The organism is Belnapia sp. F-4-1 (genome assembly GCF_000802185.1).
Taxonomy (GTDB): Bacteria; Pseudomonadota; Alphaproteobacteria; order Acetobacterales; family Acetobacteraceae; genus Belnapia.
The window spans coordinates 4,993,715-5,013,118 of the sequence record NZ_KN676113.1; the positions used below are offsets into that span (position 1 = coordinate 4,993,715).

Annotated in this window: 22 protein-coding genes; 10 read left to right on the forward strand and 12 right to left on the reverse strand. The window is 69.5% G+C overall.

Annotated elements, in window-relative coordinates:
• Positions 1 to 116 precede the first annotated feature (116 nt).
• From gltX to LH62_RS23535, 3 genes are read right to left on the reverse strand one after another with little or no spacing between them, the layout of a single operon-like run.
• Positions 117 to 1,451 carry a glutamate--tRNA ligase gene (gene gltX, locus LH62_RS23525; RefSeq protein WP_043364563.1) on the reverse strand — a complete coding sequence of 445 codons (1,335 nt, stop codon included), beginning with the start codon at positions 1,449 to 1,451 and terminating at the stop codon, positions 117 to 119.
• Positions 1,448 to 1,759 (reverse strand): hypothetical protein, encoded by a 312-nt coding sequence (locus LH62_RS23530; RefSeq protein ID WP_043364564.1) that lies wholly within the window; start codon positions 1,757 to 1,759, stop codon positions 1,448 to 1,450. The genes gltX and LH62_RS23530 overlap by 4 nt, the downstream gene beginning before the upstream one ends.
• Positions 1,756 to 2,148: a hypothetical protein gene (locus tag LH62_RS23535; protein ID WP_043364566.1), complete on the reverse strand. Its 393-nt coding sequence runs from the start codon at positions 2,146 to 2,148 to the stop codon at positions 1,756 to 1,758. The genes LH62_RS23530 and LH62_RS23535 overlap by 4 nt, the downstream gene beginning before the upstream one ends.
• A gap of 110 nt (positions 2,149 to 2,258) precedes the next feature.
• Here LH62_RS23535 and LH62_RS23540 point away from each other — a divergent pair, with 110 nt between their 5' ends.
• A complete protein-coding gene (locus LH62_RS23540; RefSeq protein WP_052214857.1) occupies positions 2,259 to 2,999 on the forward strand; it encodes a class I SAM-dependent methyltransferase in 741 nt (246 codons plus the stop codon).
• 80 nt (positions 3,000 to 3,079) lie between these two features.
• Positions 3,080 to 4,336 (forward strand): flavin-dependent oxidoreductase, encoded by a 1,257-nt coding sequence (locus LH62_RS23545; protein ID WP_043364567.1) that lies wholly within the window; start codon positions 3,080 to 3,082, stop codon positions 4,334 to 4,336.
• On the opposite strand, the gene LH62_RS23550 is transcribed toward LH62_RS23545, so the two are convergent.
• Positions 4,308 to 4,781: an Lrp/AsnC family transcriptional regulator gene (locus tag LH62_RS23550; protein ID WP_043364568.1), complete on the reverse strand. Its 474-nt coding sequence runs from the start codon at positions 4,779 to 4,781 to the stop codon at positions 4,308 to 4,310. The genes LH62_RS23545 and LH62_RS23550 overlap by 29 nt on opposite strands.
• Positions 4,782 to 4,894: 113 nt before the next feature.
• On the opposite strand from LH62_RS23550, the gene phhA reads away from it, so the two are divergent.
• Together phhA and hppD are read left to right on the forward strand one after the other, a co-directional pair.
• A complete protein-coding gene (gene phhA, locus LH62_RS23555) occupies positions 4,895 to 5,728 on the forward strand; it encodes a phenylalanine 4-monooxygenase (protein WP_043364569.1) in 834 nt (277 codons plus the stop codon).
• 11 nt (positions 5,729 to 5,739) lie between these two features.
• Positions 5,740 to 6,843 carry a 4-hydroxyphenylpyruvate dioxygenase gene (gene hppD / locus LH62_RS23560; protein WP_052214858.1) on the forward strand — a complete coding sequence of 368 codons (1,104 nt, stop codon included), beginning with the start codon at positions 5,740 to 5,742 and terminating at the stop codon, positions 6,841 to 6,843.
• A 290-nt stretch (positions 6,844 to 7,133) separates the two neighbouring features.
• Here the strand turns inward: hppD and LH62_RS23565 are convergent, their stop codons facing one another.
• Positions 7,134 to 7,535: a hypothetical protein gene (locus LH62_RS23565; RefSeq protein WP_043364570.1), complete on the reverse strand. Its 402-nt coding sequence runs from the start codon at positions 7,533 to 7,535 to the stop codon at positions 7,134 to 7,136.
• On the reverse strand, positions 7,525 to 8,874 hold the full coding sequence (locus LH62_RS23570) for a FliI/YscN family ATPase (protein WP_369796808.1): 1,350 nt from the start codon (positions 8,872 to 8,874) through the stop codon (positions 7,525 to 7,527). The genes LH62_RS23565 and LH62_RS23570 overlap by 11 nt, the downstream gene beginning before the upstream one ends.
• Positions 8,875 to 9,006: 132 nt before the next feature.
• Between LH62_RS23570 and ctrA the strand changes: the two genes are divergently transcribed.
• Entirely contained in the window at positions 9,007 to 9,747 is a 741-nt protein-coding gene (ctrA, locus tag LH62_RS23575) for a response regulator transcription factor CtrA (RefSeq protein ID WP_043366486.1), read from the forward strand.
• A 64-nt stretch (positions 9,748 to 9,811) separates the two neighbouring features.
• On the opposite strand, the gene LH62_RS23580 is transcribed toward ctrA, so the two are convergent.
• The 6 genes from LH62_RS23580 to LH62_RS23605 all read right to left on the reverse strand — a co-directional run bounded on the left by LH62_RS23580 (position 9,812) and on the right by LH62_RS23605 (position 15,929).
• A complete protein-coding gene (locus tag LH62_RS23580) occupies positions 9,812 to 10,633 on the reverse strand; it encodes a protein-glutamate O-methyltransferase CheR (protein WP_043364571.1) in 822 nt (273 codons plus the stop codon).
• Positions 10,630 to 11,703 (reverse strand): chemotaxis-specific protein-glutamate methyltransferase CheB, encoded by a 1,074-nt coding sequence (cheB, locus tag LH62_RS23585; RefSeq protein WP_052215048.1) that lies wholly within the window; start codon positions 11,701 to 11,703, stop codon positions 10,630 to 10,632. The genes LH62_RS23580 and cheB overlap by 4 nt, the downstream gene beginning before the upstream one ends.
• A gap of 20 nt (positions 11,704 to 11,723) precedes the next feature.
• Positions 11,724 to 12,122: a response regulator gene (locus LH62_RS23590; protein WP_082012748.1), complete on the reverse strand. Its 399-nt coding sequence runs from the start codon at positions 12,120 to 12,122 to the stop codon at positions 11,724 to 11,726.
• 27 nt (positions 12,123 to 12,149) lie between these two features.
• Positions 12,150 to 12,644 carry a chemotaxis protein CheW gene (locus LH62_RS23595; protein WP_043364572.1) on the reverse strand — a complete coding sequence of 165 codons (495 nt, stop codon included), beginning with the start codon at positions 12,642 to 12,644 and terminating at the stop codon, positions 12,150 to 12,152.
• 11 nt (positions 12,645 to 12,655) lie between these two features.
• Positions 12,656 to 15,238, reverse strand: a complete 2,583-nt coding sequence (locus LH62_RS23600) for a chemotaxis protein CheW (RefSeq protein WP_043364573.1) — start codon at positions 15,236 to 15,238, stop codon at positions 12,656 to 12,658.
• A gap of 67 nt (positions 15,239 to 15,305) precedes the next feature.
• Positions 15,306 to 15,929, reverse strand: a complete 624-nt coding sequence (locus LH62_RS23605) for a histidine phosphotransferase family protein (RefSeq protein WP_043364574.1) — start codon at positions 15,927 to 15,929, stop codon at positions 15,306 to 15,308.
• A gap of 108 nt (positions 15,930 to 16,037) precedes the next feature.
• Between LH62_RS23605 and LH62_RS29555 the strand changes: the two genes are divergently transcribed.
• The 5 genes from LH62_RS29555 to LH62_RS23625 all read left to right on the forward strand — a co-directional run bounded on the left by LH62_RS29555 (position 16,038) and on the right by LH62_RS23625 (position 19,386).
• Positions 16,038 to 16,193, forward strand: a complete 156-nt coding sequence (locus tag LH62_RS29555) for a DUF3553 domain-containing protein (protein WP_201445645.1) — start codon at positions 16,038 to 16,040, stop codon at positions 16,191 to 16,193.
• A gap of 97 nt (positions 16,194 to 16,290) precedes the next feature.
• Entirely contained in the window at positions 16,291 to 17,283 is a 993-nt protein-coding gene (gene moaA / locus LH62_RS23610; RefSeq protein WP_043364575.1) for a GTP 3',8-cyclase MoaA, read from the forward strand.
• Positions 17,284 to 17,289: 6 nt separating this feature from the next.
• Positions 17,290 to 17,631: a hypothetical protein gene (locus tag LH62_RS23615; protein WP_052214859.1), complete on the forward strand. Its 342-nt coding sequence runs from the start codon at positions 17,290 to 17,292 to the stop codon at positions 17,629 to 17,631.
• A gap of 61 nt (positions 17,632 to 17,692) precedes the next feature.
• Positions 17,693 to 18,568, forward strand: a complete 876-nt coding sequence (locus LH62_RS23620) for a carbon-nitrogen hydrolase family protein (RefSeq protein WP_043364576.1) — start codon at positions 17,693 to 17,695, stop codon at positions 18,566 to 18,568.
• 32 nt (positions 18,569 to 18,600) lie between these two features.
• Positions 18,601 to 19,386, forward strand: coding sequence for an NAD kinase (locus LH62_RS23625; protein WP_082012898.1), 786 nt, complete (start codon positions 18,601 to 18,603; stop codon positions 19,384 to 19,386).
• Positions 19,387 to 19,404 lie beyond the last annotated feature (18 nt).

Consider the following 19,404-nt stretch of genomic DNA (forward strand, 5'->3'; position numbering starts at 1 on the left):
CCGTCGTCGCAAGGGGGCACGCAGCCGAGGCCGCGGGCCGGGCCCGCGGGCGGGGAGGTTCAGCAGCGACAGGCCTTGGACATCGCTGACATTCTAGGCCGGCCGCAGCCAGAAGCTCAACCCTCGGCGCCGAGCTTCAACCGCAACGCCGCCCGCTCCCGCCCGATCAGCGGCAGCAGGACCTTGAGGTCGGGCCCATGATCCTCGCCGGTCAGCGCCAGGCGGAGCGGCAGGAACAGCGCCTTGCCCTTGCGGCCGGTGGTCTGCTTCAGCGCCTCGGTCCAGGCACCCCAGGTCGCGGCGTCCCAGGGCTCCGGCTGCAGGGCAGCGAGGGCGGCTCGGAGGAACTCCCCCTCCCCCGGCTGGACCGGCGGGACGATGCTGCCGCGCACCACCTCGAACCAGGGCTTCGCCTCGCCGAGCAGGTCGAGGTTGCCGCGCACCGCAAGCCAGAATTCCTCGTCGGCGCCCGCGGGAAGCTGCGCCCTCACCGCCTCGAAGGGCAGCTCATGCAGGTGCTTCCGGTTCAGGGCGAGCAGCTGCTGCACGTCGAACCGCGCGGCGGAGCGGGAGATGGCGGTCAGCGCGAAGCCCGGCACCAGCTCCGCCGGCATCCCGGGCGCCGGGTCGGTCGAGGTGCCGAGGGCGGCGAGGTAGCCTGCCAGCGCCGCAGGCTCCACCCCGTCGCGGCGGAGCTGGCGGAGGGACAGGCTGCCGAGGCGCTTGGAGAGCGGCCCGCCATCCGCATCGGTCAGCAGCGGCAGATGGGCGAAGGAAAGCGCCTGCGGCCGGCCGCCGAGTGCCTCCCAGATATCAAGCTGCACGCCCGTATTGGTCACATGGTCCTCGCCGCGGACGATATGCGTCACCCGACTGTCGAGGTCGTCCACCACTGAGGTGAAGGTATAGAGCGGCGAGCCATCGGCGCGGACCAGCACGGGGTCGGAGAGGCTGGAGAGCTTCACCGCGCGCCGCCCGAGCACGCCATCCTCCCACTCGCGCTGGAGGCCGCCCAGCTTGAAGCGCCAATAGGGCCGCTTGCCATTGGCCAGCGCCCGCTCATACTGCTCCTGCGTCATCTTGAGGGCGCCGCGGTCATAGAGCGGCGGCCGGCCCTGCTTGAGGCGGAGCTCCCGCTTGTAGCGCAACTCCTCCTCGCTCTCGAAGCAGGGGTAGAGGTGGCCGGATGCCTTCAGCCGCTCGGCCGCCGCGGCATAGAGCGGCAGGCGGTCGGACTGGCGGAAGCTCTCGTCCCAGTCGAGGCCGAGCCAGCGGAGGTCCTCCTGCAAGGCCTCGGCATATTCCGCCTTGGAGCGCTCCAGATCCGTATCGTCGAGCCGCAGCAGCACCGTGCCGCCGCGCTGCCGGGCGAAGAGCCAGTTCACCAGCGCGGCGCGGGCGTTGCCGACGTGCAGCAGCCCGGTCGGCGAGGGGGCGAAGCGGAGCTTCATGCCCGGCGGCCCCGCGGCTCGAGCGTCAGGCAGTCGGTCTCCGCCCTGCGGCCGGCAGGGGTGGCAAAGCCATGCGCTGCCGAGGCCTCATGGCCGAAGGCGGGGGTGCGGGCATATCCGCCGAAGCTACGATACATTTCTCTCAATTCCTCGGCGGATCCGGTCCCGGCCCGCAAATCCTCGATCTGGGCGCAAATGGAGCGGCGGGCCTGTTCCGCCCCGGCGAAGCCTTTCGCCGTCCATTCGCCATTTGGTCGTTCCTCGCCCGGATCGCCATAATCCCGGCAGCGGACGGCGTGAAGGCTCACGCTTCCTCCTCTTCGCCATCCTCCTCGTCGCGGCGGGGGTCGAGGGCGCGCCAATTCCTGTCCTCGGCATCGCGTACCGGCTGGGCGGCGAAGTCGGCGAGTTCCGTGGCGCTGGCCCAGGCCTGCTCGCCGGCACCCTGCACCTCGGCATCCTCGCCGAAGGCGAACCAGCTGGCGATCACCTCGTCCGGCGTCATCCCGGCGGTGCGGGAGCGCTCCAGGCTGTCCCGCACATAGCGGCGGGCGAAGGCGTTGGCATGCTCCAGGGTGCGGAAGCCGGTGACGGTCTCGACCGGTTCGGAGCCGTTGGCGCCCGAAAGGTCCATGATCCGCACCGAAAGCCCGGTCTGGAGAAAGGGATTGGGGCGGAAGATGGGGTCGTCGCTCATGGCCGGAAGCTAGGGACGGGCCCGGCCAGGGTCAACGCGGCCGCCATGCTGGACCGGCCGCCGTGCCGCATGATAGCTCGCCGGGGCCGATCACGCCGGGCGGAGCACGCATGAGCCTCCAATTGAACTATGTCCAGAGTTATGCCGCCATGGTCCGTGCCTACCTCGCGGCCTTCCCGGAGGATGAGGCGGTCGCCCGCTCGGTCGGCGGCAATCTCGAGCTGTTCGGCGTGCTGGAGCACAGCCTGCTGCGGCAATACGGGCTGCGGGATGACAGCCGCGTCGTCGATGTCGGCTGCGGCGCCGGGCGGCTGGCGGCGCAGCTCCGGCGCTATCCGGCGCTGCGCTATCTCGGCCTCGACGTGGTGCCGGAGCTGCTGGACTATTGCCGACGGAAGATGGCCCGGCCCGACTTCCGGCTGGAGCTGAGCCAGGGCAACCGCATTCCGCTGGCCGATGGCGAGGCGGATCTCGTCACCTTCTTCTCGGTCTTCACTCATCTCCTGCACGAGGAATCCTACGTCTACCTGCAGGAATGCGCCCGGGTGCTGGCGCCGGGCGGGCGGGTGATCTTCTCCTTCTTCGAATTCGCCGTCGAAGCCCAGTGGAGCGTCTTCGAGGGCAATGTCGACTGGGTGCGCAAGCGCTCCTATCTCGGCCACATCAACGTCTTCATGCATGCCGATGACCTGCGGCTCTGGGCCAAGCGGCTCGGCTTCACCGTCATTGCCATGGAGCGGGGCGACAAGCCGAGCATCGCCATCACCCCAGAGACTGCGACCGAGGCGGTGCCGGCCGGGCCGCGGGCCCTTGGCCAGTCCTATTGCGTGCTGGAGAAGCTGAAGGCGTAACACTCCTCACCAATTGGTTACGGGGATGGACCGGCCTGCCGCCGCGCGATACGGAAGCGAAAACAACAGGGAAGACGAGCATGCGCGTCCTGGTCATCGGCGGCGGCATCGGTGGGCTGGCGACGGCGCTGGCGGTGCATGCGGCCGGGATCGAGGTTGAGGTCTTCGAAGCGGCGGCGGAAGTCCGCCCGCTCGGCGTCGGCATCAACCTCCAGCCGCATGCGGTGCGCGAGCTCACAGAGCTCGGTCTCGGGGAGGCATTGGCGGCGAATGGTGTTGCGACTCAGGAATTCCGCTACGCCAACCGCTTCGGCCAGACCATCTGGGCCGAACCGCGCGGCCTCGCCGCTGGCTATCGCTGGCCGCAATACTCCATTCACCGCGGCCGGTTGCAGATGCTCCTCTGGGATGCGGCACTGGCCCGGCTCGGGACGGAGCGGCTCCATAGCGGGCGCCGGCTCGCGGGTTTCAGCCAGGACGAGGCGGGCGTCACCGCGCATTTCGGGGATGGCAGCACGGCCCGCGGCGATGCGCTGATCGGCGCCGACGGCATCCATTCCGCGGTCCGCGCCTGCCTCGTCCCCGGCGAGGGCGCGCCGCGCTGGAACGGCGCCATCCTTTGGCGGGCGGTGAGCCCGGCGCGGCCCTTCCTCAGCGGCGCCACCATGGTGCAGGCAGGCCATCGGGACACGAAATTCGTCTGCTACCCGATCGGCGAGGCCCCCGGCGGGCGGATGCTGGTCAACTGGATCGCCGAGCAGCGCTTCCCGGCCACGACGCCCTGGGCGCGGGAGGACTGGAACCGCCCGGCGCGCATCGAGGACTTCCTGCCGATCTTCGCCGACTGGCGCTTCGCCTGGCTCGACGTGCCCGGGCTGATCCGCGCGGCCGAAGCAGTCTATGAATTCCCCATGGTGGACCGCGACCCGCTGCCGCGCTGGCGCCAGGGCCGGGTGACGCTGCTCGGCGATGCGGCCCATCCCATGTACCCGATCGGCTCCAACGGTGCCTCCCAGGCCGTGCTGGATGCCCGCTTCCTCGCCTTGCAACTGGCGCGGCACGGCGCTGTGGAGGCCGGGCTCGAGGCCTATGAGGCGGTGCGCCGGCCGGCGACGGCTGCGGTCGTCGAGGCCAATCGCGGCGACGGGCCGGACCGGGTGTTGGACCTGGTCCATGCCCGCGCGCCGGATGGATTCGATCGGCTGGAGGATGTCGTCCCCTGTGCCGAGCTGGAGGCGACGATCAACGGCTACAAGCGCATCGCAGGTTTCGATCCGGCGACGCTGAACACCCGCGAGAGCTGGAGCGTCACACCGGGACCTCGCCCGGCGGCTTGAGGGCGGTGAGGACGAAGCTGCTGCGCGTCTCCTTCACCCCCGGCATGCGCAGCAGGGCCTTCAGCGCGAATTCGGCATAGGCCTCGAAATCCGCGGCGAGGACGTGGAGCAGGTAGTCCATCTCGCCGCTCATCGCATAGGCGGCGAGCACTTCCGGCCGCTCGGCCAGGGCCTTGTGGAAGCGGTCCACCACCTCCTCCGCATGGCTCTCCAGCGCGACCATGACGAAAGCCTGAAGCGGCAGCCCGAGCCGCGCCGGGTCGAGCACCGCGCCGTAGCGGGCGATGATGCCCGCCTCTTCCAGCCGCCGGACGCGGCGCTGGCAAGGCGTCGGCGACAGGCCGACCTGCTCGGCCAGCGCCACCACCGGCAACCGGCCGTCGCGTTGCAGGGCACGCAGGATGCGGCGGTCGAGCGCATCGAGGTCGGTAGTGGCTTTCGCCATGGCAAGGCCTTCCGATAGCGGGTTTCGCTCAATCTAGCCGGCGCTGGCGTGAAGTTTGCCGAAAATCCCTCCGTGCCTCCGGTTAACCTACCGGCAAGCATGGGAGGTCCGTCATGGATGGGCTGATCGAAGGACTGCCGGCCGGGCTGCGGGGCGATTACGCGGCCGCCGCGGCTGATTTCACCCTGATGCAGAACATGGCGCGCTATGCGCCAGCCGATCACGCCACATGGCGGACGCTCTACCGGCGCCAGGCAGCGCTGCTGCCGCTCCATGCGGCGGCCGCCTTCCGCACCGGCCTCGCCGCCCTCCCCTTCGCCGAGGGGGTGCCGGACTTCGCTGCCTGCTCCGCGCGGCTGCGCGCGGCCACCGGCTGGAGCCTGGTTGCGGTGCCGGGGCTGATCCCGGACGGCGCCTTCTTCGGCCATCTTGCCGCACGGCGCTTCCCCATCACCTGCTGGATCCGCCAGCCGGAGGAGCTGGACTACATCGTCGAGCCGGACATCTTCCACGACGCCTTCGGCCATGTGCCGCTGCTGACCCAGCCGGACTTCGCTGAGTTCCTCGCCGCCTATGGCCGCCTCGGCGAGCAGGCGGCACGGATGGGCGCGCTGAAGCCGCTGGCCCGGCTCTACTGGCACATGGTCGAATTCGGCCTGATCCGGGAGGATGGCGGGCTGCGCGCCTATGGCGCCGGCATCCTCTCCTCCTCCGCCGAGACGGTGCATGCGACCGGGAGCGACAGGCCGCGGCGCCTCCGCTTCGACCCGCGCCGCGTGCTGCGCAGCGAGTATTTCATCGACGACCTGCAGCCGACCTATTTCGTCATCGAGAGCTATGCCGAGCTCTTCGCGGCGATGCAGGACCTGCCGCGTTTGCTGGCCGAGGCCCGCGATGCGGAGCCGATCGCGCCCGGCGCCGCGGCCCCCGGCGACCAACCCGTCTGAGGAGACCGAGCATGGACATCCCTCCCGATCGCACTGGCTTTGCCGGCACCATCTCCGACCAGAACCCGATGGGCACGGACGGATTCGAATTCGTCGAGTTCACCGGCCCCGACATGCCGGGGCTGGAGGCCCTGTTCGGCCGGCTCGGCTTCATCCGCGTCGCCGTCCATCGCAGCAAGCAGGTCTCGCTTTGGCGGCAGGGCGATATCAACTTCATCCTGAACGCGGAGCCGGAGAGCTTCGCCCAGGCCTTCCAGAAGGTGCACGGGCCTTCCGCCTGCGCCATGGCTTTCCGTGTCGCCGATGCGGCGAAAGCGTATGAGAGGGCGATCGCCCTCGGCGCCAAGCCCGTCACCGGCAAGGTCGGGCCGATGGAGCTGAACATCCCGGCCATCGAGGGCATCGGCGGGAGCCTGCTCTATTTCGTCGACCGCTATGGCGCGAAGGGCAGCATCTACGATGTCGATTTCCGCTGGATCGAGGGTGCCAATCCACGACCGGCGGGCCAGGGCCTCACCGTGATCGACCACCTGACGCACAACGTGCATCGCGGGCGCATGGATGTGTGGTGGAGCTTCTACGAGAAACTCTTCAATTTCCGCGAGATCCGCTACTTCGACATCGAGGGCAAGCTGACCGGGCTGAGGTCCCGCGCACTAACCTCGCCTTGCGGCCAGATCCGCATCCCGATCAACGAGAGCAGCGACGACAAGTCGCAGATCGAGGAATATCTCCGCGCCTACAACGGCGAGGGCATCCAGCACATCGCCCTCGGCACCAACGACATCTTCGCCAGCGTCGAGGGCATGCGAACGGGCGGGATCGAGTTCATGGACAGCCCGGACACCTATTACGAGCTGCTGCCGAAGCGCATGCCCGACCTGACGGCCGAGGAGATCGAGCGGCTGGCGCGCAACCGCATCCTCACCGACGGCGCGCCAACGCCGGAAGGCGGGCGGCTGCTGCAGATCTTCACCGGCACCGTCATCGGCCCGATCTTTTTCGAGCTGATCCAGCGCAAGGGCGACCAGGGCTTCGGCGAGGGCAATTTCCGCGCCCTATTCGAAAGCATCGAGCTGGACCAGATTCGCCGCGGAGTACTGGCGGCGGAGTAGGTCTCAGCGGCAGGCCGCAACGGGGCCTGCGCGGCCTGTGCCCCCGGCCGCGTGCCCTGGCACGGGCCTCGATCTCCGCCGGGTTGGGCTGGCGCTCTGCCAGCCCCAGTCCGGGCCGATGCGCTGCAGCGTCCTGGCGGATTGGGCCAAGGCATGACCCGCCGTCAGGAACCGACATGCCACGGCCAGCAGAGGCCGCCATTGCCGAAGGTCGGGCATCGCACCGACCCCTTTCCTTCCGGCTACGCACCCTGCACCGCTCAGCGTCTCCCGGTCGTGGCCGTCGCCTGTTATTCGCGCAGGGCAAGGCGCGCCGCGGCCTCGTCGAGCACCGATTGTGAGCGGCGCGCGGCCTGACGCCGTGCTGCCTCTGCCCGGGCCTCGCGCAAATGCTCCAACGCCCGCTCCGCGGCACGGCACTCAGCCAGGCCTTGCCGGGCGATGGTGGCGCTTTCGTCGGCGAATCCGGCGGCGCGGATGGCGCGATCCCGCTCGGCCACGCCGCGGGCGAGCCATTGGCCGTAATCCGCCTCCCCGCCCGGTTGCCTCTCCAGGCGGAGCGCCGCAACGGCCGCCGCCGCGCGAAGCTCGGCCGCCATCAACCGGCTATTGGCCTCGCCGAGCACGCGCCGCGCCTCGTCGCTCTCCAGCCGCCGCAGCCGGGCCAAGGCGGCAAGCGGGTCACGCCGCATCGGTACCGCCCAGCGCCTCGGCCAGCGCAGCGAAGGCCCCCGCAACGGTGTCCCGCTCGCCCTTGCCCTGGGCGAGCATGGCTTCGATCCGCGGCGCAAGACGAACCGCCTCATCCACCGCCGGGTCGGCCCCGGCACGATAGGCGCCGAGTCGGACCAGATCCGCCATCTCCCCGTGCAGGGCGAGGATGGCGCGCGCACGCCGCATCAGCGCCGCCTCCTCGGGCCGCAGGCAGCCGGGCACGGTGCGCGAGAGGCTGCGCAGGATGTCGATCGCCGGATAACGCCCACGCTCGCCGATGGCGCGGTCGAGCACCACATGTCCGTCGAGGATGCCGCGCACCGCATCGGCCACCGGCTCGTCATGGTCATCGCCTTCGACCAGCACGGTGAAGAGGCCGGTGATGGCGCCGGCGCATCCCTCCGCCCGCGGGCCGGCGCGCTCCAGCAGCCGCGGCAACTCGGCGAAGACACCCGGCGTGTAGCCGCGCGTCGTTGGTGGCTCGCCCGCCGCGAGGCCGATCTCCCGCAGGGCGAGGGCGAAGCGGGTGACGCTGTCCATCATCAGCAGCACCTGCCGGCCGGCATCGGCGAAATGCTCGGCGATGGCCATGGCGGCGAGCGCGGCCTCGCGGCGCATCAGCGGCGGGCTGTCCGACGTGGCGCAGACGACGATGCTGCGGGCGAGGCCGGCCTGGCCGAGGTCGTCCTCCAGAAACTCCCGCAATTCCCTTCCCCGCTCCCCGACCAGGGCCAACACGGCGACATCGCAATCCGCCCCCGCCGCCAGCATGGAGAGCAGGGTGGACTTGCCCACGCCCGAGGCCGCGAAAAGGCCGAGCCGCTGGCCGCGCCGGCAGGTGGCGAAGGCATCGAGCGCCCTTACGCCAAGATCGAGCCGTGGTCCCAGCCGCGCCCGCGTCCCCGCCTCCGGCGGTGCGGCGCGGACCGGTAGCGGCAACGGCCCAGGGCGAAGCGGCCCCTTGCCATCGATCGGCCGCCCGAGCGGATCGATCACCCGCCCGAGCCAGCTGTCATCGACGAACAGGCAGGCCGGCGGCGCCAGCACGGCCGGTGTACCGGGAGCGATGCCCTCCAGCGGTGCGAAGGCGAGAGCACGGGCATGCCCGGCCTGAAACCCAACGACCTCGGCCGGGATCGGCGGCTGATTAGCTGATTGTAGATGAAGCCGGGCGCCGACCTGCAACCAAGAGGCGAGTCCCTCAACACTAAGCTGGAGCCCCCCCGCCCCTACAACCGTGCCGTGCAGGCGAAGCCGTTCGGTGCGCTGCAGGGTGGATTGCAGGCCTTTTAAGGGCGAATTCGAGTGCATCCTCATGGGAACGGATCTCATTTTGAGAGTTTTGAGACATCGTCTCCGATCTTTATGCGTCTCAAAGATGAATAAGTTCTTCCAAATGCGCGTGAAAGTGATATCTCTACACACGTAAAACGTGTGGAGAACCGCAGCATGCGTGTGCTTCTGGTTGAGGACGATCTGACGGCAGCCCGTGGCATCACGGCCATGCTGAAGGCTTCCGCCATGGTGGTGGACGCGGTGGACAGCGGCGAGGAAGCACTGGAGCTGGTGCGCCTTTATGATTACGATATCGTTATTTTGGACCTCGTCCTGCCCGACATGGAGGGCTATGAGGTCGTCCGCCGGTTGCGCGCCAGCCGTGTCGAAACGCCGGTGCTGATCCTTTCCGGCCTTGCCCGGCCTCAGGCCAAGGTGAAGGGCTTCGGCGTCGGCGCCGACGACTTCATCACCAAGCCCTTCGACGGGCAGGAGCTGCTGGCACGCATCCAGGCCGTGGTCCGCCGGGCGAAGGGCTTCGCACAGCCGAGCCTCTCGGTCGGCGGCCTGACCCTCAACCTCGGCTCCCGCGAGGTGACAGTGGAAGGCCAGCAGGTCCACCTCACCGGCAAGGAGTATGCAATCCTCGAGTTGCTGACGCTGCGCAAGGGCATGGTCCTCACCAAGGAAGCTTTCCTCAACCACCTGTACGGCGGCATGGACGAGCCCGAGGTGAAGATCATCGACGTTTTCATCTGCAAGCTGCGCAAGAAGCTGGCACAGGCCGGGGCCGACAACCTGATCGGCACCGTCTGGGGCCGCGGCTATGTCCTGCGCGACCCGGACACTCGCCTCGCCGCCGGCTTCGCACCGTCCCGCCCGGCCGCCATCCCCGCCGACCGTCAGGTCGCCTGACCTGCAAAAGGCCCGGTGACGTCGATTCACCGGGCCCTTCGAACCCCAAGCAGTATTGTAGCGATCAGCCTGCCAAGGCCGCTTCCTTCGGCCGTTCATAGGCGCCGCGCTCGCCGGGCACCGGCACCAATCGATCCGTCAGCCCGAGCACCGTCTCCGCCCCACCCAAATACAGCACGCCATCCGGCTGCAGCTGCGCCGCAAGTGCGTTCAGCACCCGCGCTTTGGTCGGAGCGTCGAAATAGATCAACACGTTGCGGCAGAAAATCACGTCGAACCGCCCGAAGCCGCGCAACTCACCAAGGAGGTTGCCTCGCTCAAACCGCACCATGCTGCGCAGCTCCGGCGAGACCCGCCAACGCCCATCCTCCTGCCGGAAATGCTTCACCAGCAGCCGGGCCGGCAAGCCGCGCTGCACCTCGAATTGGGTGAAGTATCCCTCCCGCGCCCGGGCAACGACCCCATCGGCGATATCCGTACCGAAGATCTCCACCCGCCGGCCTTCCAGCGGAACCTCTCCGAGAAGCATGGCGATCGAATAGGCTTCCTGCCCAGTCGAGCAGGCCGCCGACCAGATGCGAAGCGTCGCACCCGCTGGCCGCGCGCGGACCAGCGCCGGCAGGACCTTCCGCAGATGGTCGAAAGGCTTGCCGTCACGGAAGAAGCTGCTCTCGTTGGTGGTGAGCGCCTCCGTCACTGCCTCGGCCAGTGCCCCGGCCCGCGGATCGCGCAGCTTGAGGGCCAGGGCATCCAGACCGGCCAGGCCGTCGCGCTTCAGCAGCGGGCCGAGCCGGGTTTCCAGCATATAGCCTTTGTCCGCAGTCAGCACGAGGCCGGAGCGGGATTTCACCAGCCCGGCGATGAAGGCGAAGCTGTCGGGACTCATGCCACTACTCCTTGCCGGACGGACCGGGACCGGGCTTCGGCCGCCGCCGCTATTTGATCCGCCAACCCTTCGGGCGGCAAAAGGGCCTGGGCCAAGCCGGCCCGTGCCACGGCGCCCGGCATGCCCCAAACCACCGAACTTGCCTCATCCTGTGCCAGCACCGTGCCGCCCGCGGCGGCGACGGCGCGGCAGCCGAGCAGCCCATCCTGCCCCATTCCGGTGAGGATCACGGCCAGCACCGCGCCGCCACAGGCTGCGCCGAGGCTGCGCAACATCGGATCGACGGCAGGGCGACAGAAATTCTCGGGCGGCGCATCGGACAGCCGGGCGACGAGACCGCCATCCGCCCTGCCCTCCACCAGCAAATGCCGGTCGCCTGGAGCGAGGTAGAAGCGCCCGGCCTGCAACACCTCGCCGTCGCGCGCTTCGGCGCAGCCCGGGCCACCGAGCCTGTCCAAATGGTCTGCCAGCATCGCGGTGAAGCCGGCCGGCATATGCTGCACGGCGACGATGGGGACGGGTAGAGGCCGGCTGAGGCCGCGCAGCAGGACAGTCAGTGCCTGCGGCCCTCCGGTGGAGCAGCCGATGCCGACCGCCCGCAAGGCACGCCCCATGGCAAGCGCGGGAGCCCGCACGGGAGCCACGGTCTTGGCCGCCGGCCGCGACGGTCCGACCCGTGCCCAGCCCTTTACCTTGGCGAGCAGTTCCGCACGGAAGCCGGGATCGGCAAGCCCGCCGCCGGCGGCGCCGGGCTTCGGGATGTAATCCGCGGCTCCGGCGCGCAGGGCGGCCATGGTGGCGGTCGCGCCCTTCTGGGTCAGCGCACTGGCGACGATGACCGCCGGCCTTGGCTCCTGCCGGAGCAGAAGCGGCAAGGCGGTCATCCCATCCATCACCGGCATTTCCAGATCGAGCAGCACCACCTGCGGCCGGCCAGCCGGCGGCAGGGCGGCGAAGGCCTCGACGGCCTGCTTCCCATCGCCCACGCGGGAGACGACCTTGATGCCGACATCGGCCTCCAGAACCCGCGCCAGGGCGGCGCGCACGGTTGCGCTGTCGTCGCAGAGCATGACCCGGACGGGAGCGGTGGTCACGCCGCCTGATCCTGCAGCAACCCGGCCTGCTGAAACTTGTCCCGCAGCAATTCCTCATCGAAGGGCTTCATGATGTATTCCTGCGCGCCGGCGCCGAGTGCCTCCACAATCCGGTCCATCGCAGCCTCGGTGGTGCAGAGCACGATCGTCGGCCGGTCCGGCCCGAATTCGGCGCGGGCATGACGAAGGAAGGTGATCCCGTCCATTACCGGCATGTTCCAGTCGAGGAGGATCACCTGTGGCATGGCGGCACGGCAGGCGGCCAGCGCCTCCACCCCGTCACCCGCTTCGGCAATGGTGAAGCCCAGTTTCTCCAGGATGCGCCGGGCGGCCTTGCGGACGGTGCGGCTGTCATCCACCACCAGGCAGGTAGCCGGGCTTGCGCCGGTCATCATGTGGTTCTCCTTGTTTGGAGCCGAAGCTCAGCCGATCGCCAGGATGCGCTCGACATCTATGACGATCAGCAGCCGCTCGCCGATGCGATGGACGCCGTTCGAGACGTCGCGCCAGACGGCGTCGAGCGTGACCGGGTTGGCGGCACGCTCGCCGCGCGGCAGAGGCAGCACTTCTCCCACTTGGTCGGCCAGCAGGCTGTAGAGCTCTCCGTCACGCTCGACGACAACGCTCATCGCGCCGCGATGTCCCTCCACCCTCGGCGGCAGGCCGAGCCGGCAGCGCAGGTCGATCGCCGTGACGATGCGGCCGCGCAGGTTGAGGCTGCCGGCCACCTCGGCCGGCGCCAACGGGATGCGGGTGATGGCCTGTACGCCGAGCACGTCGCGGATGGCGAGGACGGGGACGCCGCAGAGCTGGTCGGCGACGGTCAGCGTCAGGTAGATATCCTCCGCAGCGTCGGCATGCACGCCGCCGCGCGCCGGCAAGCCGGGCGCCGGGCCCGTGGTGGTCTGGGTTTGCATCGGGGTCCTCCTCAGGCGACGACCGGCGCGCTAAGGCACTGCCGGAGGCTCTCCAACAGGGCAGCACGGTCGAATTTGGCCACATAATCGGTGAAGCCGGCGGCGCGGCCGCGCTCGATATCGGCCGGATCGGAGCGGCCGGTCAGCGCGATCAGCGGCAGGTCTCGCCAGGCACCAGCCTCACGCAACGCCCGGGCGAGGGCGATGCCGTCCATGCCCGGCATGGCGATGTCGGAGATGATCGCATCGAAGCTCAGGCCCGCCTCGCGGAGCCGGAGCGCCTCCTCGGCATCGGCGACGGCCGTCACGTCATAGCCCGCGGCACCGATGGCCGGGATGACGAGGTTGCGGAAAAAGGCACTGTCTTCGACCAGCAGGATGCGCCGCCCGCCGCCTGCCTCATGCTCGGCACTGTGGCCGAACCAATCCTCGCCCGCTTGCCGCAGCCACCAGGCAGTATCCAGCATCTCCGTCACCTTGCCACCGATCACGGTGGTGCCGAGGAAGCCAGGGCGCTCGCCCGCACCGTCGATCACCAGGCGCTCCTCGACCACATCGAGGATCTCGTCGACCATCAGCCCCATGGTGCGCTCGCCGTCAGAGAAGACGAGAACCGGCTGGCGTTCCGGCGCCAACGGCTGCTCCCAATGGCCGCTGAGCGGCACCAGCGGCATGAGCTTGCCACGGTACTGGACGAGTGGCCTGCCTCCGGCATTCTCGATGCGCTCGCGCTCCACATCCTCAAGCCGGGCGATGAGGCCGAGGGGCACCGCCTTCGGCGTCGCGTCGCCGGCGCGGAAGAGCAGCAGCGCGGTGCGCTGGTCGGAGCGATGGGCGACTGCCTGGCGCTTGCCGTCCCGCTCCGCCTCCCCGTCCCCGCTCTCGGCGCCGACGCCCGTGGCACGGGCGATGCCGTTAGGATCGAGGATCATGATGACGCTGCCGTCGCCGAGGATCGTGTTGCCGGAGAACATCGTCACATGGCGCAGGATGGGAGCCACCGGCTTCACCACGATTTCCTCCGTGTCGAAGACGCGGTCCACGATGATGCCAAAGACATGCGGACCGACCTGGGTGACGACGACGAAGGCGCTCTCCTCCTTGGCAGGGCTGTCCAGGTGCAGCAGGCCGGACAGGTTGACGAGCGGCAGCAGCCGATCGCGCAGGCGCAACACGGCGCTGTCCTTGATGCGCTCCAGCTGCGGCGCGCCCTCGCCCCCGACGCGGACCAGCTCCACCACGCCGATCTGCGGGATGGCAAAGCGCTCACCACCCGCTTCAACGATCAAGGTGGAGACGATGGCGAGCGTCAGCGGGATCTTCACGATGAATGCGGTGCCACGACCCTCCTTCGAGCGGACCTCGATCGTGCCGCCGATCCGCTCCATGTTGGTCTTGACGACATCCATGCCGACACCGCGGCCGGAGACGGCAGTGACCGCGGCCGCGGTGGAGAATCCGGCGCGGAAGATGAAGCGCTGGATCTCGCGCTCCGGCATCGTTGCCAGCTCCGCTTCGGTGGCGAGGCCCTGGGCCAGCACCTTTTGCCGGATGCGCTCCGCGTTGAGGCCGCGCCCGTCATCGGCGATCTCGATGATGATGTGGCCGCCCTCATGCGAGGCGTTGAGCATGATCCGCCCGGCCTCGGGTTTGCCGGCGGCAATGCGTTGCTCCGGTGTCTCGAGGCCATGATCGGCCGAGTTGCGGACCATATGGGTCAGCGGATCCTTGATCAGCTCCAGCACCTGCCGGTCGAGCTCGGTCTCGGCGCCGCGCATCTCGAGCTCGATCTTCTTGCCCAGTTCGACGCCAAGGTCGCGCACCAGCCGCGGCAGCTTGGCCCAGGCATTGCCGATCGGCTGCATGCGCGTCTTCATCACCCCTTCCTGCAGGTCGGAGGTGATGTGGGAAAGACGCTGCAGCGGCACGGCGAAGGCGCTGTCGGCGCCGTTGCGGGAGAGTTGCAGGAGCTGGTTGCGGGTCAGGACGAGCTCGGAGACGAGCATCATCAGCCCTTCCAGCACCTCGACGGTGACGCGGATGGTCTGCGGCGGGGCATTGACGCCGCCGGGCTCGGGCTCGGCCGAGGCCGGCGGCGCGGCAGGAGGAAGGGCGGCAGGCGGAGGAGCGACAGTCACCGGGGGCACCGTGGGCGCGGGCGGCGATGCCACGGGGGCTGGCGCGACGGCGATGGGCGCGGCCGGTGCCGGTGCGGCCTCGCCGGAGGCAATGGCGTCAAGGGAGGCGATCAGGGCGGAATCGTCGCCGGCAGGCTCCGCTCCCGTGCCTTCCAATGCCGCCACGATCCCGCGGATGCAGTCGATCGCGCCCAGGATGGCTGAGATGCCGGATTGGGTGACGCGCAGCGCCCCGTCCCGGTAGCGGCCGAGCACGTTCTCCGCGGCATGCGCCACGCCTTCCATGCGGGTGAGGCCGAGGAAGCCGCAGGTACCCTTGATGGTGTGGACGATGCGGAAGACTTCGGAGAGGGTCGCCATGTCCTCGGGCGCCCGTTCGAGCCGCACCAGGGCGGCATCGAGCGCCCCGAGGCCTTCGTTCGTTTCGGTCAAGAAATCGGCGAGCAGGTCATCCATGGCGATCCTCGAGGCGGTCTGCGAAGGGCAGACTGCGCCTCGATGGGCGAAGATTCGGTAAAGGCGTTCACCGCGGCGTCAGCAGGAGGGGCGCCGCCGCCTGATTGCCGCTCAGGGCGAGGCTCGCGCTCCAGCCGGCCTCCGCCACAAGGGCGTAGAGCAGCGGCCCGAGCACCTCCCGCGGCCCTGGCACCGGCTGCGCCTGACCGGCCATCAACGCGAGAAAACCGGCCGGCCAGGCCGCCGGCGGGGCGCCGAGGTCGGCGGCCGGCAGCACCATCAGCCCGTCCAGCACGGAACCGGAGAGCCGCACCGTGCCGCCGCGCGGCAGCGCCTCGGCCGCCAGTAGCGCGGCATTGAGCGCGATGGAGACGAGCGGCGCCGGCAGCGCCACCGCCTGCTCCATGTTTGACAGGTCGAACCGCACCCGCGGCGCGGCCGGCGCGCCGCTCAGCAGCACCTCCATCGCCGCCGGCTCCATCGCCTCCGTCGGCCCGCCCCAGGCGGCGCCATAGAGGCGAAGGCGCTGGCGAAGCGCGCTCGCGCTCTCCTGCGCAACCTCCAGCAACTCGTCCCCTGCCTTGGGAAGCAGGTCGAGCGCCCCGGCGAGGCTGCCGATGGCGCCGCCCAGGTCGTGGCAGAGCCGGGCACAAAGCGTCCGCGCGAGGCTGGTATCAGGGGGAAAGGTCATGGGCGGTTTCCTATAGGCCGCCCCGTGGGCTACCCTGTCGGCGTTAGCGAAGCGTTGCACGGCTTGTCCTGCAAGGGGAGCGAGGTGCCGAGCCTACTCGAACCAGGCATGCGGGTGCGCCATCCCGGCCAGCCCGATTGGGGGATCGGCCAGATCCAGTCGGTCATCGGCGACCGGGTGACGGTCAATTTCGAGCATGCTGGCAAAGTCCTGATCAATGCCGCCGTGGTGATGCTGGAGCCTGTCGCCGAGCCATGGCCCTGACGCGGGGCTGCGCCGCAGGGGCCAGGGGGTTGCGGGCAACGGGGGTCGCGGCCCAAATGGATTCCCGTTGTCCATCCGCCCTGAGGGAAGCCTGTCCATGATCGATCCGTTTGGCCGGCGGATCTCCTACCTCCGCGTTTCCGTCACGGACCGTTGCGATCTCCGCTGCGTCTACTGCATGGCGGAGGACATGACCTTCCTGCCGAAGCGGGAGGTGCTGACGCTCGAAGAGCTGGACCGGCTTTGCGGCGCCTTCATCGGCCTCGGCGTCGAGAAGATCCGCCTGACCGGCGGCGAGCCGCTGGTGCGGCGCGGGGTGATCGGCCTGATCCGCAACCTGGGCCAGAGGATCGGCGCCGGCGGGCTGAAGGAACTCACCATCACCACCAACGGCACCCAGTTGCCGAAGATGGCGGATGATCTCTACGCAGCCGGCGTCCGCCGCATCAACGTGTCGCTCGACACGCTCGACCCGGCCATGTTCAAGGCGGTGACGCGCTGGGGCGAGATCGGCCAAACACTGGATGGCATCTTCGCTGCCAAGGCAGCTGGGCTCGCGGTCAAGATCAATGCCGTCGCGCTGAAAGGCGTGAATGAAGGCGAGTACGACCGCATGCTCGCCTGGTGCGGCGAGCACGGCTTCGACCTCACCCTGATCGAGACCATGCCGCTTGGCGAGATCACCGGCGACCGCATGGACCAGTACCTGCCCCTTTCCATGGTGCGGGACCGGCTGCGCGAGCACTGGACGCTGGAGCCGACCGATTATCGTACAGGCGGCCCGGCCCGCTACTTCACGGTTAAGGAAACCGGAAGGCGGATCGGCTTCATAACCCCGATGACGCATAATTTCTGCGAAAGCTGCAATCGCGTCCGCCTGACCTGCACGGGCACCCTGTACATGTGCCTCGGGCAGGAGGATGCGGCCGATCTGCGCCAGGTGCTGCGAGACCCGGGGGCCGGCGACGAAGGCCTCCGCGCGGCGATCGAGGCGGCGATGCTGCGTAAGCCGAAGGGTCATGACTTCGTCATTGAGCGGCGCGAGGCCAGGCCGGCCGTCGCCCGGCATATGAGCGTGACCGGAGGCTGAACCCCCATGGCCCTGCTGCAGGATCTGGCATCCCGCCTCGCCATCCCCGGCCTGCCGGACTGGACCGGGCTGCTCGCGCTGCTGATCCTGCTGCTGGTCGGCCTCGCCTACCTGCTGATGCCGTTCAGCGTCTTCGGGCTGAAAGGGCGGCTCGACACGGTCGAGGCGCAGCTCGATGAGATCCAGGGCGAGCTGCGGCTGATCACCATGCGCTTGGCCGACGCGCCGCGCCGCAGCACCGTCTCCGAGGATTGGATGGACCTGCCGCCGGCCCAGCCGGAGCCGAGACGCCAGCCGTCCTGGCCCGAAGCCTCGCGCCGCGGCCGGGCGGAGCCACGCATCGACTGACCCGAGGCTTGCCCTCCGCCCCCTGCCGGGGCTTGATGCGCCGATCCGGCGGAGTGGGGCGATGCGCGTCAGCGTCATCCAGATGAACCAGGGCAGCGAGAAGCAGGCCAATCTTGACCAGGCCCGGCGGCTGGTCGACGCCGCAATGGCGGCGGATCGGCCGGGCCTCGTCTCCCTGCCCGAAACCTGGACCAACCTCGGCGGCGGCCGGGAGAGCCGGCAGGCGGCGGCCGAGGTTCTACCGGCCCCCGGCGACTCCGGTGGCCCGGCCTATGAGCTGATGCGCGGCCTCGCCCGGGGCCACGGCATCCACCTCCATGGCGGCTCGATGATCGAGGCGCCGGGGCCGGGGGACGACCCAGAGCGGCTCTACAACACCACCGTCGTCTTCGATCCGGAGGGGCGCGAGATCGCTCGCTACCGCAAGATCCACATGTTCGACATCGTGGCCCCCGACGGCACCGGCTACCGCGAGAGCGCGCTCTACGGTGCCGGCGACCGGCTGGTGACCTTCGAGGCCGGCGGCATCACCTTCGGCTGCACGATCTGCTACGACATGCGCTTCGCCGAGCATTACGTCGCGCTGCGACGGATGGGGGCGGAGGCGATCCTGGTGCCTTCCAATTTCACCCTCCAGACCGGTAAGGATCACTGGGAGCCGCTGCTGAAGGCGCGCGCCATCGAAACCCAGTGCTGGATCATCGCCGCCGCCTCGACCGGCCAGTATCTGGAGCGTGGGCAGCCGCGCTCCGTCTACGGGCATTCGCTGGTGGCCGATCCCTGGGGGCATGTCGTCGCCCGCGCCTCCGACGGCACCGGCTGGGCGACGGCCCGGATCGACCCCGCCCTCACCGCCCGCCTCCGCCGCGACATGCCGGTGATGGAGCACCGAACCGCACGGCGCATCGACCTCGACGCCGCGGCCCGCGGCGCGTGAGCGAGCTTCCGCCGGCCTCCTTCCCCCAACCCGTGCGCCTCGACGCCGCGGATTTCGTCGGGTGCATCGCCTTCTTCGCCGCCGCCACCGAAGTCGCCGCGGCCGCCAAGGCCCGGCTCGTTGCCCGCTATGGCGATGCGCCGCTGGAGCGCGCCCGGGCCGTCGTCTCGCTCGGCGGCGATGGCTGCATGCTGGAGACGCAGCACCGCCTGCTCGGCCGCAACCTCGCCGTCTATGGGATGAACTGCGGCAGCGTCGGCTTCCTGATGAACGATTACCGCGAGGACGTACTGCCAGAGCGCCTGGCCGAATCCCAGGCGGCGATGCTGCACCCGCTGCGCATGCGCGCCACCTCGGCCGATGGCACGGTGCGCGAGGCCCCGGCGATCAACGAGGTCTCGCTCCTGCGCGAAACCCGGCAGGCCGCCAAGATCCGCATCCTGGTCGATGGCAAGGAGCGGCTGCCGGAGCTGATCTGCGATGGCGTGCTGGTGGCGACGCCGGCTGGCAGCACCGCCTACAACCTTTCGGCGCATGGGCCGATCGTGCCGCTCGGCTCCAACCTCATGCCGCTGACGCCGATTTCCGCCTTCCGCCCGCGGCGCTGGCGCGGCGCCCTGCTGCCCGGCGATGCAGAGGTCGTCTTCGAGATCCTGGAAGGCCCGAAGCGCCCGGTGGCCGCCGTCGCCGACTATACCGAGGTGCGCGATGTCCGCCGGGTCGAGGTGCGGGAGGACCGCAGCCTCGCCCTCACCCTCCTCTTCGACCCGGACCACGGGCTGAGCGAGCGGATCATCGCCGAGCAGTTCACGGTCTGACAGCATCGGCTCGCCCAG